Consider the following 14,267-nt stretch of genomic DNA (forward strand, 5'->3'; position numbering starts at 1 on the left):
CACAAGGTGAACGCAAGCGCCGTCAGGCGGTTACAGCATTTCCCTCGGCGCTGCTTTTCGCTAACCTTCTCTGTTTGAACAGCGCGGCCCCGGCCGCCCTCCCCTCTTTAGGAATGCTGCATGTCCACCACCCCGCCCCGCGAACAGTTCCTTCTGATCAGTGCCCTGGGCCGTAACCCGACGGAGCTGACCAACGTGCTGTGCCGCGCCAGCCAGGAAAACCGCTGCGCCGTGGTCAGCAGCCGCCTGACCCGCCACGGTGAGTTCTGCGCCATCGTGTTGCAGATCTCCGGCAGCTGGGACGGCCTCGCGCGACTGGAAGCGGGACTGTCGGCGCTGTCAAAACGCCATGGTTTCACCGCCAACGTAACCCGCAGCAACGCCTTGGAGATACGTCCCCAGGCCCTGCCTTACGTGGCCTATGTCAGTGCCGCTTATCGCCCGGACATCCTCAACGAGCTGTGCCAGTTCTTCGTCGATCATCGCGTCGAGCTGGAGAACCTCACCTGCGACACCTATCAGGCGCCGCAGACCGGCAGCACCATGCTCAACGCCACCATCACCGTGACCCTGCCCGCCGGTACCCAGATCAGTTGGCTGCGCGACCAGTTCCTGGACTTCGCTGACGCCTTGAACCTGGATGCCCTGATCGAACCCTGGCGCCCGCAACACCCTTGAGGAGTCGTTAAACATGGCAGTTTCCCTGGATAACCCCATCGCTGACTTCACCGTTCAGGCCACCAGCGGCCTGGAAGTCACCCTGTCGGCCCTCAGGGGCAAGCAAGTGGTGCTCTATTTCTATCCGAAGGACAGCACGCCCGGCTGCACCACCGAAGGCCAGGGCTTTCGCGACCAGCACGAGGCCTTCCTGGCTGCGAACACAATGATCTTCGGTGTCTCCCGCGACGGCATGAAGTCCCACGAGAACTTCAAGTGCAAGCAGGAGTTCCCCTTCGAGCTGATCTCCGACAAGGATGAATCACTCTGCCAGCTGTTCGACGTGATCAAGCTGAAGAAGCTCTACGGCAAGGAATACATGGGCGTTGATCGCAGCACCTTCCTGATCGACGCACACGGTGTGCTGCGCCAGGAATGGCGCGGCGTGAAAGTGCCAGGCCACGTGGACGCCGTACTCGCCGCTGCGCAAGCGCTGAACCAGGGCTGACGCTCCGCCCCAATGAAAAAGGCCGCAATCGCGGCCTTTTTTTCATTGCAGCGCCACACTCTGTGGCCCTGCACGGGGCCAGGCGTCCAGCACTGCCTTGAACAGGGTCGCCAGAGGGATCGCGAAGAACACGCCCCAGAAGCCCCAGAGTCCGCCGAACAGCAGCACAGCGCAGATGATCGCCACCGGGTGCAGGTTAACCGCCTCGGAGAACAGCAGCGGCACCAGCACGTTGCCGTCCAGGGTCTGGATCACGGTGTAGACCACCATCAGGTAGATGAACTGGTCGCTCCAGCCCCACTGGAACAGCGCGATCAGCGCCACCGGCACTGTGACCACCACCGCGCCGATGTAAGGCACCACAACCGAAAGCCCCACCAGCAATGCCAGCAGCGCCGAATAGTTGAGCCCCAACCAGACGAAGGCCACATAGGTGACCGCGCCACAAATGACGATCTCGATCACCTTGCCGCGGATGTAGTTGGCGATCTGGGTATTCACCTCATCCCAGACCTGGGTCATCAGCCCGCGCTCACTGGGCAGGTAGCCGCTGATCCAGCGCCCTATCAACGCGCGGTCCTTGAGGAAGAAGAACACCAGGATGGGCACCAGGACCAGGTAGATCATGATGTTGACCAGCAGTGGCAAGCTGGAGAGCGAAAAGGTGAGCGCCCACTGGCCGAACTTGGCCACTTCGCTGCGGGTAACCTCGATGGCCTTGAGCACCTGCTCGTCGGTTACCAGGTGCGGGTAGCGCTCGGGCAGGAGCAGCAGCAGCGACTGCCACTCGCCAAGCATGCCCGGCAGCTCCTGGAACAGGGTGCTGAGCTGCTGCCAGAGCAACGGCACCAGCACACCGAGAATCAGCGCCAGGACGCCGATGAACAGCGTGAAGACGACCCACACCGCCAGGGTCTGCGGCAATTGCAAACGTTCCAGCAGGTTGACCAGCCCCTGCATGAGGAAGGCCAGCACCATCCCCGCCAGCACGGGCGCAAGCATGTTGCCGAGGGTAAGGACGGCCGTGAAGCCGAGAACCAGGACCACAGCCAGCACCACAGCCTCTTCATCGGAGAAGTAGCGCTGGATCCAGTCGCGAAGCACCTTGAGCATCGGAAATCCTTGGATGGCCCGCTATACGGGGCCAGGGGGTCAGGCCTTGCGCAGCCAGTAGCGGAATACGCCGTCTTCGACCTCTTCACGCAACAACTGGTGCCCGGCCAATTGCGCAAAGGCGCGGAAATCGCGCTGGGAGCCGGCGTCGGTGGCAATCACCTTGAGAACCGCGCCACTGGGAAGGCGATTCAGCTCGAGCTTGGCCTTGAGCAAGGGCAAGGGGCAATTCAGGCCACAGGCATCCAGCTCGACGTCGAAAGCATCTGTTCGACTGGCAGTGTCAGTCATGGTGAGTCTCCGGAGAAGGTACCTGGCGACCGCCCTGGGCAGGTCGCAGGGCGGGAATACTTGAGCGGGCGGTTAGGATACCCAAGGCAGAGCGCCGCTGGCCAGTTGGCCGCGCTGGAGGCTACAGTTACGCCTTTGCCGCCAACGAGCCCAGTGCATGAATTTTCTGCGCCCCACTCTGCTGACGCTTGCCTGCCTTCTTGCCTCGCCCACCATGGCCGACGACTTGCCGTCGCTGGGGGACTCCAGCTCTTCCATCGTATCCCCGGAACAGGAACATCAACTCGGCCGGGCCTGGCTGAGCCTGCTGCGCGGCCAGGTGCCGCAACTCAATGACCCGCAGCTCAAGGACTACGTGGAAACAAGCGTCTACCGCCTGGCCGAAACCAGTCAGCTGCAAGACCGACGCTTGGAGTTCGTGCTGCTCAACAGCCCGCAGCTGAACGCGTTCGCGGCACCTGGCGGCATCATTGGCGTCAACGGCGGTCTCTTCCTCTATGCCCCCACCGAGGCCGAGTACGCCTCGGTACTGGCTCACGAACTGGCGCACTTGTCGCAGCGCCATTTCGCCCGTGGCGTCGAGGCCCAGCAGCGCATGCAGATACCGGTGATGGCCGCCATGCTCGCCGGCATCGTTGCCGCTGCAGCCGGTGCCGGTGACGCCGGCATGGCGGCCATCATGGGCACCCAGGCCGCTGCCATCCAGGAGCAGCGCCGCTTCTCCCGACAGAATGAACAGGAAGCCGACCGCATCGGCCTGCTCAACCTCGAGAAGGCCGGGTATGACCCACGCGCCATGCCGCGCATGTTCGAACGCCTGATGCGCCAGTACCGCTATGACGCCAAGCCGCCGGAATTCCTCCTCACTCACCCGGTGACCGAAAACCGAATTGCCGACACCCGCAACCGCGCCGAACAACTACCGCCCGGTGGCGTCGAGAACAGCCTGCGCTATCAGTTGATGCGCGCCCGTGTTCAATTGATGTTCGAGGAAACCCCAGGCATCGCCGCCAAACGCTTCCGTGCCATGCTCGACGATGATCCTAAACTGGACGCGGCCCGTTACGGCCTGGCCATTGCCCAGATCAAGGGTGGCCAGCTCAACCAGGCCAAGGAGCACCTGGCACCGCTGCTGGCCAAGGCGCCGAACGAAATCGTCTACAACCTGGCCCAGGTGGACCTGGACATCACAGCCAATCGCATAGCCGACGCCCAGCAACGCGTCGACCGCCTGCTCGGCCAGTACCCTAACAACTACCCGCTGAAGCAGATGCGCAGTGACCTCCTGCTCAAGCAAAGCAAGCCGAAAGACGCCGAGAAGGTACTCGATGGCCTGCTCAAGAGCCGCCCGAACGATCCGGACGTGTGGTATCAGGTGGCCGAGGTACGCGGCCTGGCTGGCAATACCATCGGCCTGCACCAGGCGCGCGCCGAGTACTTCGCCTTGGTGGGCGACTTCGACCAGGCCATCGAGCAGTTGGATTTCGCCAAACGCCGCGCCGGTGGCAACTTCCCGCTGGCCGCGCGCATCGACGCCCGCCAGCAAGAGCTGGTCCAGCAGCAGAAGATGCTCAAGCAGATGATGCGCTGATCATCGTTGAGTGGACCAACGTCCACTTAGAAACGAAAAAGCCCGGACTGGTCCGGGCTTTTTTTCGAGGTAGATCAGGCGTTGCCGGCCTGCTTCAGGCGTGCAGCCTGGGTGAAGTCCAACATGCGCTTGAGCGGCTTGACCGCTCGTGGGATCAGCGCCGGGTCGACGAAGATTTCGTTGGTGCCCTCGCGCAGGCACTGCAGGGTGCGTTCCAGTGTATTCATGGCCATCCACGGGCAGTGGGCGCAGCTGCGGCAAGCCGCGCCATTACCAGCAGTGGGGGCCTCGATGAACTGCTTGTCGGGGCAAAGCTGCTGCATCTTGTAGAAGATGCCGCGGTCGGTGGCGACGATGAAGGTCTTGTTCGGCAGGGTCTGCGCAGCCTTGATCAGTTGGCTGGTGGAACCCACCGCGTCGGCCAGATCGATAACGGCCTCGGGGGACTCTGGATGGACCAGCACTGCAGCCTCCGGGTACAGGGCTTTCATATCCTGCAGCTGCTTGGCCTTGAACTCTTCGTGGACGATGCAGGCACCGTCCCAGAGCAGCATATCGGCACCGGTTTCGCGCTGGATGTAACGACCCAGATGCTGGTCTGGCGCCCAGATGATCTTTTCGCCGTTATCCATCAGGCTCTCGACGATCTCCAGGGCGCAGCTGGACGTTACGACCCAGTCGGCTCGGGCTTTGACCGCCGCCGAAGTGTTGGCATAGACAACCACAGTGCGCTCAGGGTGATGGTCGCAGAAGGCCGAGAACTCGTCGACCGGGCAACCCAGGTCCAACGAGCAAGTTGCCTCCAGCGTGGGCATCAGCACGCGCTTTTCCGGGTTGAGGATCTTCGCGGTCTCGCCCATGAAGCGCACACCAGCGACGACCACGGTCTGTGCCGAATGCTGGTTGCCGAAGCGGGCCATTTCCAGGGAGTCGGAAACGCAGCCACCGGTTTCTTCAGCCAGCGCCTGGATCACCGGATCGCAGTAGTAGTGCGCAACCAGCACGGCATCCCTGGCCTTCAGCTCAGCAGCGATGGCGGCACGAAAGTGCGCCTCCTCCTCGGCCGTCAGCTGCTTGGGCTGCTTGGCGGCAAGATGGGCCTGGACCAGAAAGCGTTCGGAAAGCTGTGTCATAGGAGCTGAACCTGCGAGCGCGATGGCGCGAAATCGATTATACACCCGCCCCCTGTGGCCACTGCGCCCCGGGAGGGTCGCGGATGATAACGCAGATTTGGCGACGCCGGGACAGCCGCGGCAAGCACCTTTCGTCTGTCGCGACCGGTGAGTTTCAACGAGAAAGTTCGCCACCCGGAAACGAAAAAGCCCGCCTTGATAAGGCGGGCTTTTGAAGGTGGTGGGTCGTGTAGGATTCGAACCTACGACCAATTGGTTAAAAGCCAACTGCTCTACCGACTGAGCTAACGACCCAACGCGAGGCGCATGATACTGATTTTATTCAGGAATTCAACACCTCTCCTCGAAAAAAATTATTGATAGCGCGTTGGGTCCTGAACGCCGGCCGCTACGAAGCCCGCCGCACGCAGCCTGCAGCTGTCACATTTCCCGCAAGCGCGACCATCGTCGTCGGCCTGATAGCAGGACACCGTCAGCCCATATTCCACACCATGACGCAGACCGGCCTGGACGATCTCCGCCTTGCTCAGGTTCTGCAGCGGCGCCTGGATACGGAAGCCCTCCCCCTCGACACCGGCCTTGGTGGCGAGGTTGGCCATGCGTTCGAAGGCTTCGACGAACTCGGGGCGGCAATCCGGGTAGCCGGAATAGTCCACTGCGTTGACACCGATGAAGATGTCTCGAGCGCCGAGCACTTCAGCCCAACCGAGGGCAAGGGACAGGAAGACGGTATTGCGTGCCGGTACGTAGGTGACCGGGATGCCCTCGGTTGGGCTCTCCGGCACATCGATGGAGGTGTCGGTCAGGGCGGAGCCGCCGATGCCGTTCAGGTTGAGGCCGATCACCTTGTGCTCCACCACGCCCAACTGGCGGGCGACGCGCTCCGCCGCATTCAGCTCGGCGCGATGACGCTGGCCGTAATCGAAACTCATGGTGTAGCAGGCGTAGCCCTCGGCGCGGGCCAGGGCGACCACGGTGGCCGAGTCCAGGCCGCCGGATAACAAAATGACCGCTTTCTTCTCGCTCATGGGGGTATCCCTCGATATCGGCCTGCCTCGTACCCAAGGCACAGGCAGGCAAGGTGCGCAATCGCGCCGGATCAGTGACCCGGCTCGTCGCTCCAGAGGATTTTGTGCAGCTGCAGCTGCAGACGCACCGGCAGGTTGTCGGCCACGATCCAGTCCGCCAGGTCGCGCGCGCTCACTTCCTTATGACTGGGAGAGAACAGCACCTCGCCGGCGCGCTGCTCGAGGCGGTACTCGATCAGCTTGGACACCGCCCAGTCATAGTCCTCGCGGGAGCAGATGACGAACTTCACCTGATCGTTGGCCGTCAGGTAGGCGATATTCTCGTAGCGGTTGCGACCGACCTCGGCTGAACCGGGGGTTTTCAGGTCGACCACCTTGCTCACCCGCGGGTCCACAGCGGAAACGTCAAGGGCGCCACTGGTTTCGATGGAGACCTCGTAACCGGCATCGCACAGGCGCTGCAGCAGCGGGATGCAATTCGGCTGGGCCAGCGGTTCACCGCCAGTGACGCAGATATAGCGCGGCTTGAAGGCGGCAACGCGTTCGAGGATGGCGTCGAGTGTCATGATCTCGCCGCCGCTGAACGCGTAGGCGGTATCGCAGTACTGACAACGCAGGGGGCAGCCGGTCAGGCGCACGAAAACCGTCGGCAATCCGGCGGTACGTGTTTCCCCCTGCAACGAGTAGAAAATCTCGGTAATTCGCAGGGTTTGATGCATATCAGCCACGGGCGTGACGGCTAAACAGGCCATCCGCCTCCGTTGCGGGAATGAAGGTTGGAGGCCGGCGATTCTAACGAAAAAACCCGCGACTGGCGCGGGTTTTCGTGATTCGGCGGTCCGAAGTCAGGGCAGGCGTTGCAGGTCGCGTTGAGCGAGCTGCGCAGCGGAACTGCCGGGGAACTGAGTGACCACCTGCTGAAGGATGGTCTTGGCCTTGGCAGTGTTGCCCTGGCGCTGCTCGACATCCGCAAGCTTGTACAGGGAATCCGGCACCTTCGGATGCTGCGGATAGGCCTGGCCAACGCGGGCAAAGGCTTGACTGGCGCCAGGCAGGTCGCCTTTGGCGAGATTCACTTCCCCCAGCCAGTACTGCGCGTTACCAGCATATTGGCTATTGGGGTACTTGCGCAGGAAGGCGTTGAAGGCCTGGCTGGCCTTATCGAAGTCTTTCTGCTTGATCAGGTCGAAGGCCGCGTCGTAGTAGAGCTTTTCCTTCGCGGGGTCGCCCGGTTCGCTGCTGGCAGCCGGTTGCTGCGCGGGAGCGGCTGGGGCGCCGTTGGCAGCGGGGGCGCCAGCGGCAGGAGAATTCGGGGCTACCGGTGCGCCGGCGGCGGCACCACCGGAAACACGGCGATCGAGGTCCTGGTAACGCTCCAGGCTTTCCTGTTTCAGGCGCTGGATCTCGTACTGCTGCTCCTCGAGCATGCCGCGCAGGCGAGCAATCTCTTCCTGCATTTGTTGGAGCTGCATGAACAGCTCGCCCTGCGCTGAGACAGGGGCCGCTGGGGCCCCTGTCCCGGCGTAGGCAGCGCCAGTCGTGCCGTAACCGGCCGGCGGGTAACTGGTGCCGTAACCGGCGTTGTTATCCACCACGGGAACCTCAGCCAGCGCCGAGAACGGCAAACTGGAGAGGGCCAGGAAAGTCAGAGCACGACTGGACTTGCGCATCGCGAATTACTTACGCAGTTCTACGCGGCGGTTTTGCGCCCAGGACTGCTCGTCGTTGCCAGTGGCAACCGGACGCTCTTCGCCGTAGGAAACCAGTTCAGCCTGAGCCGGGGAAACGCCCTGCAGAACCAGGTAGCGCTGAACAGCCTTGGCACGACGCTCACCCAGAGCCATGTTGTACTCGCGGGTGCCGCGCTCGTCGGTGTGGCCTTCCAGGACAACGCGGTTGCCGTTGGCCTTCAGGTCTTTGGCGTGTACGTCCAGAGCGCGCATGGCTTCCGGCTTCAGGTCGGAGCTGTCGTACTCGAAGTAGAAGGTGGTGATAGCGCGCAGAGCGGCTTCTTCGCTCATGCTGCCGTCTACACCGCTGCCACCGGCATTGTAGCCAGCGTTCGGGTCAACAGCGCCTTCACCGGTGCCTTCGCCGCCTTTGGACGAGCAACCAACAGCTACGGCCATGGCCAGAGCGAGAGCGGCAAACTTGCCGAATTTCAGCATTTCCATCATGTAACTCCTAATGAACCCCAGGTGTGTTTAGCAAAGGTATTTTTTGTGACCGCTTCAGTTCAGGTACGGCGACCAGGACGGTTCGCGAATGTCGCCCTGAACTGTGGGAATCGGGACCCGTACGCGCCCGTTTGTAGACACGAGCATCAGTACGCCGCCCCCCTGCTGGCGAGTTGCGTAGATTAGCATGGTGCCATTGGGCGCAACAGTGGGCGAGTCGTCCAGCGAGGTGCCGGAAAGGATGCGCGGAGCACTGCCCGAGCGGGTCAGATCCTGGGCAGCCACCTTGAAGTTGGTGAAGCCATCCTGACGATGGATCATCACCAGCATCTTCTCGTCAGCCGAGAGTTTCGGGTTGGCGTTGTAGTTGCCCACGAAGGTCACGCGCTGCGGCTCGCCGCCGTTGATGTTGGCCTTGTAGATCTGAGGCTTGCCCGCACGATCCGAGGTGAAATAGATGGTCTGGCCATCCGCGCCCCAGAAGGGTTCGGTGTCGATCGACATGTTGTTGGTCACACGGCGCATCTGGCGGCTTCCCAGGTCCATCACATAAATCTCCGGGTTGCCATCGCGAGACAGCACGAACGCCAGGCGGTTGCCTTCCGGCGACCAGGCCGGGGCGCCGTTAAGGCCTTCGAAATTAGTGATCTGCTCACGGCGACCGGTATCGATGTGCTGGATGAAGATGCGCGGGCGCTTCTGCTCGAAGGAGACATAAGCGATGCGACGGCCATCGGGTGCATAGCGCGGCGACAGGATGGGCTCGCGGGACTGCAGCAGGGTTACGGCGCGCTGGCCATCGTAGTCGGAGCGCTGCAGGGTGTAGCGGGTGTTGTTCACCGAGAAGCGTTCAGCGGTCACGTAGAGCATGCGGGTAGAAAATGCGCCCTTGATGCCGGTGAGTTTCTCGAAGGACTGGTCGGCGATGTAGTGGGCCATGTCGCGCAGCTGGTCGTTGGTACCGCTGACGTTGCCGGCCAAGACCTGCTGTTCGGTGGTGACGTTGAACAGGGCAAACTGCACTTGCAGACGGCCGCCGGCCGGAACGATGCTGCCTACCAGCACGTACTGGGCACCCAGGGCCTTCCAGTCACGGTAGATGACTTCGCTGGCCTGGCTCGGCAGGCTGATCATGTTCTGGCGCGGAATCGGCTCGAAGTAGCCGGAGTTGCGCAGGTCGTTGCCGACGACTTCGGAGATGTCGGTGGGCAGCACGGTACCGCCCTGCCAGCCAAAGGGCACCACGGCGATCGGGGTTGCCCGGTCGGTACCGCTGGTGATCACCAGCGGGTCGGCGGCCTGGACAGAGCCGACCAGCATGGCCACTCCGATCAGGGCGATACGAATCAGGGTTTTCACAGACCTAAATCCTCCGGTTTGAAGATGATGCGGCGCTGCCTGTACATCTGGTCAAAGGTAGCGCGATCCAATTGTTGCATCTCGGGAATGCGCCCGACGCTGCGGACCGCACTCACGGCCGAGCTGTCGAAGGGCGCATCACCGCTGGAGCGAGTGACACTGGCGTTGGTGATGGTGCCATCGGGCAGCATCTCGATCAGTACCTCTACGCTCATGCCATTACGCGCCGATGGCGGACGACGCCACTGCTCGCTGACCAGTTTGATGATCAGGTCATCAAGACTGCCCGCGACCTGGTCGCCCACTTCATCAGCCAGTGCTTGCTGGCGACCGACGTCCTCGGAAAGCAACTCAGCCAGCGCCGCGGCTTTCTTGTCCTCGGTAGCTTTACGCTTGGCCTCCTCCGCTGCCTTCTTTTTCGCAGCATCGGCGGCGGCTTTCTTCTTGGCATCCTCGGCAGCCTTTTTCTTGGCTGCTTCGGCCGTCGCCTTTTTCTTGGCCTCTTCCGCGGCTTTCTTCTTGGCGTCTTCGGCAGCCTTCTTCTTGGCTTCCTCTTCCGCTTTCTTCTTGGCGACGTCGGCGAGTTTCTTTTGTTCTGCCTTCTTCGCTTCGTCGGCTTTCTTGGCTTCGGCCGCTTGCTTGGCCTCCTCGGCCTTCTTCTCAGCCTGCTCGGCCTTTCGAGCCTCTTCGGCTTTCTTTTGTTCCGCCGCCTTGGCCGCGGCGATCTTCTGTTCCTCGGCCTTCTTCTGCTCCATCTGTTCGGTCTCGAACTGCGGTGCAGAAGTCTTCTTGGCCTCACCAGCGATCTTCTGGTTGGTCTGCGTAGTGGCCTGGCTCTGAGACTTCAGTTGGTACAGGGTGGCCTGCACGATGGGCCGGGATGGCGGCAATTCCGGCGTGAAAGCGAAGCTGACGAACAGCATGCCGAACATCAGCGCGTGCAGGGACACGGCCCAGACAGTCGGCCAGAAATAGCTTTCCGAGGAGGAGCGTTCGCTCTGCTGTTGCATCAGGGCGCCTCGGTGATCAGCCCGACATTACCCACGCCGGCCTGCTGCAGGCCGCCCATGACGGCCATGACGGAGCCGTAGTCGACGGCTTTGTCGCCGCGCACGAAGACCTGCACTTTCTTACCCTGGCTGGTGTTCTGGCTCATGATCGCAGTGACCGTCTGTACCAGTTGCGGCAGCGCAGTAGCGGTTTCGCTGCCTTTGCCCTGGTCGGGGTCGACTTCCTCGCCCATGTTCCAGTAGTACGTCTTGTCGGCCTTGATGGAGATGGTCAGCACGCGGGAGTCGTTGTCCTGCGGCAAGGCCTCGCTGGAGACCTTGGGCAGGTCGACCTTCACGCCCTGGTTGAGCATGGGCGCGGTGACCATGAAGATCACCAGCAGCACGAGCATGACGTCGATGTAAGGCACGACGTTCATCTCGGCGACCGGTTTGCGTTTGTGGCGGGTTCTGGCCATGGCTTTAAACCTTTCCTCTCAGGGGCCCGGCGACTTACTCGTCGCTGGTGTGCACTTTGCGGTGCAGGATGGCCTGGAACTCGTCAGCGAAGGTGTAGTAACGACTGATCAGGGTCTCACCACGAGCGGAGAAGCGGTTGTAGGCGATTACGGCCGGAATCGCGGCGAACAGGCCGATCGCGGTGGCGATCAGCGCTTCGGCGATGCCGGGTGCCACAGTGGCCAGGGTCGCCTGCTGCACCTGGGCCAGGCCGCGGAAGGAGTTCATGATGCCCCATACGGTACCGAACAGGCCGATGTAAGGGCTGGTGGAACCCACCGTCGCGAGGAAGGGCAGGCTCTGCTCGATCTTCTCTTCTTCACGGGAAATGGCCACGCGCATTGCACGGGCAACGCCTTCCATCACGGCGTCCGGGTCCACGCCGGCCTGCTGGCGCAGTCGGGAGAACTCCTTGAAGCCGGCACGGAAGATCTGCTCGACGCCGCAGTCCGGATCCGGATTGCTGCCGGCCTGACGGTAGAGCTTGGACAGGTCGATACCGGACCAGAAACGCTCTTCGAAGGTCTCCAGGGACTTCTTGGCGGCGCGCAGCATGTTGCTGCGCTGGAAAATCATGATCCAGGAGGTGACCGAGGCGGCCACCAGGGTCAGCATGACCAGCTGCACCACGATACTGGCGTTGCTGATCAGGCTCCACATGGAGGTATGGTCGACGACGTTGGCTTCCACGCTTAATCTCCTGCTGGGAATAGACCCGGGTCGGCGGCGAAGGCTGAACGCAGCGCTTCGGGAATCGCCCGGGGTTTCAAACTGTCGGCACGTACACAGGCAATCAGGAACTGCCCTTCGCATAGCAATGCGCCATCGGCAGCTCGCCTGACCTGTTGACGAAAACGCAGGCTGGCACGGTTCAACTCGATTACCTCGGCACTGACATCCAGCTCATCGTCCAGCTTCGCGGGCGCCATATAGCGCGCTTCGGCCGAATGCACGACGAACAGCAGGTTCTCCCCGGCCAGCTCCGACTGGGCAAAGCCCAGACTGCGCAGACACTCGGTACGAGCCCGCTCCATGAACTTGAGGTAATTGACGTAGTAGACGATGCCACCAGCATCAGTGTCCTCGTAATAGACACGACAACGATGCTGGAATGGCTGGGCCCCATTTTGCGCGCGCATACTCTAGTGCTTACTCCTAAGGTTGCCAATCCGTCGGGGCAACTGTTTTTTTCATGGCTCAGTCCTTGCCGAGCGCTTCGACCACGAAAGCGTCTATTCGTCACCCGAGCCGAACAGATCGGCTGTCGGATTTTCCGCCATCCGCTTGGGCAGGTTCAGCCCGAAGTGTAAGTAGGCATGACGGGTCACCATCCTCCCCCGTGGCGTGCGCATGATGTAGCCCTGCTGGATCAGGTAGGGCTCGAGCACGTCCTCGATCGTGTGACGATCCTCACTGATGGCCGCAGCCAGGTTGTCGACACCCACCGGACCGCCGTCGAACTTGTCGATCATGGTCAGCAAAAGACGCCGGTCCTGGTGGTCGAAGCCACGCTCGTCAACATCCAGCAGGTTCAGGGCCTTGTCGGCGATGACGCGGGTGATCTCCCCCTGCCCGCGCACTTCGGCGAAATCGCGCACCCGGCGCAGCAGGCGGTTGGCGATACGCGGCGTACCCCGGGCGCGACGGGCAATCTCGAAGGCCCCCTCGGGCTCGATGTGCAGGCCGAGGATGCCGGCGGATCGGGCTACGATCGTGGCCAGGTCCTGGGTGTTGTAGAACTCCAGGCGCTGGACAATGCCGAAGCGGTCGCGCAATGGGTTGGTCAGCATGCCTGCGCGCGTGGTGGCGCCCACTAGCGTGAAGGGTGGCAGGTCAAGCTTGATGGAACGCGCTGCCGGGCCCTCGCCGATCATGATGTCGAGCTGGAAATCTTCCATCGCCGGGTAGAGCACTTCTTCGACTATGGGCGAGAGGCGATGAATCTCGTCGACGAAGAGCACGTCGCCGGCTTCCAGGTTGGTCAGCAATGCTGCCAGATCGCCCGGGCGTTCCAGCACAGGGCCGGAGGTGCTTTTGATGGCCACGCCCATTTCACTGGCGATGATGTTTGCCAGCGTGGTCTTGCCAAGGCCAGGCGGGCCGAAAATCAGGGTGTGGTCGAGGGCCTCGCTCCGCCCCTTGGCAGCCTGGATGAACAGCTCCATCTGCTCGCGCACCACCGGCTGGCCGATATAGTCGGCCAGTTTCAGCGGGCGGATGGCACGGTCCAGCTGCTCGTCGCGGTCGCGGCTGCTGGCGGTGATCAGGCGGTCGGCTTCGATCATGCGGGTTTACACCATTCCTTTCAGGGCGCGGCGGATCATTTCTTCACTGGACAACCCGTCTTCCTTGATGGCGGACACCGCGCGACTGGCCTCCGGCGGCTTGAAGCCAAGAGCGATAAGCGCGGCCAAGGCATCACTCTCGGCACTGGAGACTGCCACGCCAACCCGGGGTTCGACCACCAGGGTGGCGATGGCCGGCATGCTTTCCCAGGCTTTGAAGCGGTCCTTGAGTTCCACCAACAGGCGCTCGGCGGTCTTCTTGCCGACACCGGGAATCTTCACCAGGGTCGACGTATCCTGGGCCTGCACACAGCGCACCAGCTCGTCCACTTCCAGGCCGGACATCAGGGCCAGGGCCAACTTGGGGCCGACCCCGTTCAGCCGAATCAACTCACGGAACAGCTCACGCTCGCGTTTCTCGAAGAAGCCGTACAACAGATGGGCGTCCTCGCGCACCACCAGATGGGTGTGCAGGGTCACCGGCTCACCTACCGACGGAAGGCGATAAAGAGTCGTCATGGGCACTTCCAGCTCATATCCCACGCCGTTGACGTCGAGAATCAGGTGCGGCGGTTGCTTCTCAGCCAGGTTGCCGCGCAGGCGTCCAATCACGAATA

Annotated in this window: 17 protein-coding genes and 1 tRNA gene; 3 read left to right on the forward strand and 15 right to left on the reverse strand. The window is 62.2% G+C overall.

Annotated elements, in window-relative coordinates; genetic code table 11:
* Positions 1–120: 120 nt before the first annotated feature.
* Both FFS60_RS16380 and FFS60_RS16385 read left to right on the forward strand, forming a co-directional pair.
* Complete coding sequence (locus tag FFS60_RS16380) at positions 121–678, forward strand: glycine cleavage system protein R (RefSeq protein ID WP_028627611.1); 558 nt, start codon at positions 121–123, stop codon at positions 676–678.
* Between the two features lie 13 nt (positions 679–691).
* Positions 692–1,165 carry a peroxiredoxin gene (locus FFS60_RS16385; RefSeq protein ID WP_028627610.1) on the forward strand — a complete coding sequence of 158 codons (474 nt, stop codon included), beginning with the start codon at positions 692–694 and terminating at the stop codon, positions 1,163–1,165.
* A 42-nt stretch (positions 1,166–1,207) separates the two neighbouring features.
* Here FFS60_RS16385 and FFS60_RS16390 read toward each other — a convergent pair whose 3' ends face one another.
* Positions 1,208–2,278, reverse strand: coding sequence for an AI-2E family transporter (locus FFS60_RS16390; protein WP_137822563.1), 1,071 nt, complete (start codon positions 2,276–2,278; stop codon positions 1,208–1,210).
* A gap of 39 nt (positions 2,279–2,317) precedes the next feature.
* Positions 2,318–2,569: a sulfurtransferase TusA family protein gene (locus FFS60_RS16395; RefSeq protein ID WP_028627608.1), complete on the reverse strand. Its 252-nt coding sequence runs from the start codon at positions 2,567–2,569 to the stop codon at positions 2,318–2,320.
* A gap of 157 nt (positions 2,570–2,726) precedes the next feature.
* Here FFS60_RS16395 and FFS60_RS16400 point away from each other — a divergent pair, with 157 nt between their 5' ends.
* Complete coding sequence (locus tag FFS60_RS16400; protein WP_137822564.1) at positions 2,727–4,160, forward strand: M48 family metalloprotease; 1,434 nt, start codon at positions 2,727–2,729, stop codon at positions 4,158–4,160.
* 74 nt (positions 4,161–4,234) lie between these two features.
* Here the strand turns inward: FFS60_RS16400 and nadA are convergent, their stop codons facing one another.
* The 13 genes from nadA to ruvA all read right to left on the reverse strand — a co-directional run bounded on the left by nadA (position 4,235) and on the right by ruvA (position 14,262).
* Positions 4,235–5,293, reverse strand: a complete 1,059-nt coding sequence (nadA, locus tag FFS60_RS16405) for a quinolinate synthase NadA (protein WP_137822565.1) — start codon at positions 5,291–5,293, stop codon at positions 4,235–4,237.
* A 218-nt stretch (positions 5,294–5,511) separates the two neighbouring features.
* A tRNA-Lys gene (locus FFS60_RS16410) sits at positions 5,512–5,587 on the reverse strand.
* Between the two features lie 59 nt (positions 5,588–5,646).
* Positions 5,647–6,321: a 7-cyano-7-deazaguanine synthase QueC gene (gene queC / locus FFS60_RS16415; protein WP_028627605.1), complete on the reverse strand. Its 675-nt coding sequence runs from the start codon at positions 6,319–6,321 to the stop codon at positions 5,647–5,649.
* Positions 6,322–6,392: 71 nt separating this feature from the next.
* Complete coding sequence (queE, locus tag FFS60_RS16420) at positions 6,393–7,040, reverse strand: 7-carboxy-7-deazaguanine synthase QueE (RefSeq protein WP_137822566.1); 648 nt, start codon at positions 7,038–7,040, stop codon at positions 6,393–6,395.
* Positions 7,041–7,166: 126 nt separating this feature from the next.
* Positions 7,167–7,991, reverse strand: a complete 825-nt coding sequence (gene ybgF / locus FFS60_RS16425; protein WP_137822567.1) for a tol-pal system protein YbgF — start codon at positions 7,989–7,991, stop codon at positions 7,167–7,169.
* 6 nt (positions 7,992–7,997) lie between these two features.
* Positions 7,998–8,495 (reverse strand): peptidoglycan-associated lipoprotein Pal, encoded by a 498-nt coding sequence (pal, locus tag FFS60_RS16430; RefSeq protein WP_028627602.1) that lies wholly within the window; start codon positions 8,493–8,495, stop codon positions 7,998–8,000.
* Positions 8,496–8,552: 57 nt separating this feature from the next.
* Positions 8,553–9,857 carry a Tol-Pal system beta propeller repeat protein TolB gene (gene tolB / locus FFS60_RS16435; RefSeq protein ID WP_028627601.1) on the reverse strand — a complete coding sequence of 435 codons (1,305 nt, stop codon included), beginning with the start codon at positions 9,855–9,857 and terminating at the stop codon, positions 8,553–8,555.
* Positions 9,854–10,867 (reverse strand): cell envelope integrity protein TolA, encoded by a 1,014-nt coding sequence (tolA, locus tag FFS60_RS16440; RefSeq protein ID WP_028627600.1) that lies wholly within the window; start codon positions 10,865–10,867, stop codon positions 9,854–9,856. Before tolA ends, tolB begins: the two co-directional genes overlap by 4 nt.
* Entirely contained in the window at positions 10,867–11,325 is a 459-nt protein-coding gene (gene tolR / locus FFS60_RS16445) for a protein TolR (RefSeq protein WP_028627599.1), read from the reverse strand. The genes tolA and tolR overlap by 1 nt, the downstream gene beginning before the upstream one ends.
* Positions 11,326–11,359: 34 nt before the next feature.
* Entirely contained in the window at positions 11,360–12,055 is a 696-nt protein-coding gene (gene tolQ / locus FFS60_RS16450; protein ID WP_028627598.1) for a protein TolQ, read from the reverse strand.
* A gap of 2 nt (positions 12,056–12,057) precedes the next feature.
* Positions 12,058–12,504 carry a tol-pal system-associated acyl-CoA thioesterase gene (ybgC, locus tag FFS60_RS16455; protein WP_028627597.1) on the reverse strand — a complete coding sequence of 149 codons (447 nt, stop codon included), beginning with the start codon at positions 12,502–12,504 and terminating at the stop codon, positions 12,058–12,060.
* A gap of 93 nt (positions 12,505–12,597) precedes the next feature.
* Positions 12,598–13,650, reverse strand: a complete 1,053-nt coding sequence (ruvB, locus tag FFS60_RS16460; RefSeq protein WP_137822568.1) for a Holliday junction branch migration DNA helicase RuvB — start codon at positions 13,648–13,650, stop codon at positions 12,598–12,600.
* 6 nt (positions 13,651–13,656) lie between these two features.
* On the reverse strand, positions 13,657–14,262 hold the full coding sequence (gene ruvA, locus FFS60_RS16465) for a Holliday junction branch migration protein RuvA (protein ID WP_028627595.1): 606 nt from the start codon (positions 14,260–14,262) through the stop codon (positions 13,657–13,659).
* Positions 14,263–14,267 lie beyond the last annotated feature (5 nt).

The sequence above is a fragment of the Pseudomonas sp. D(2018) genome, from assembly GCF_005502555.1.
Lineage (GTDB): Bacteria > Pseudomonadota > Gammaproteobacteria > Pseudomonadales > Pseudomonadaceae > Metapseudomonas > Metapseudomonas resinovorans.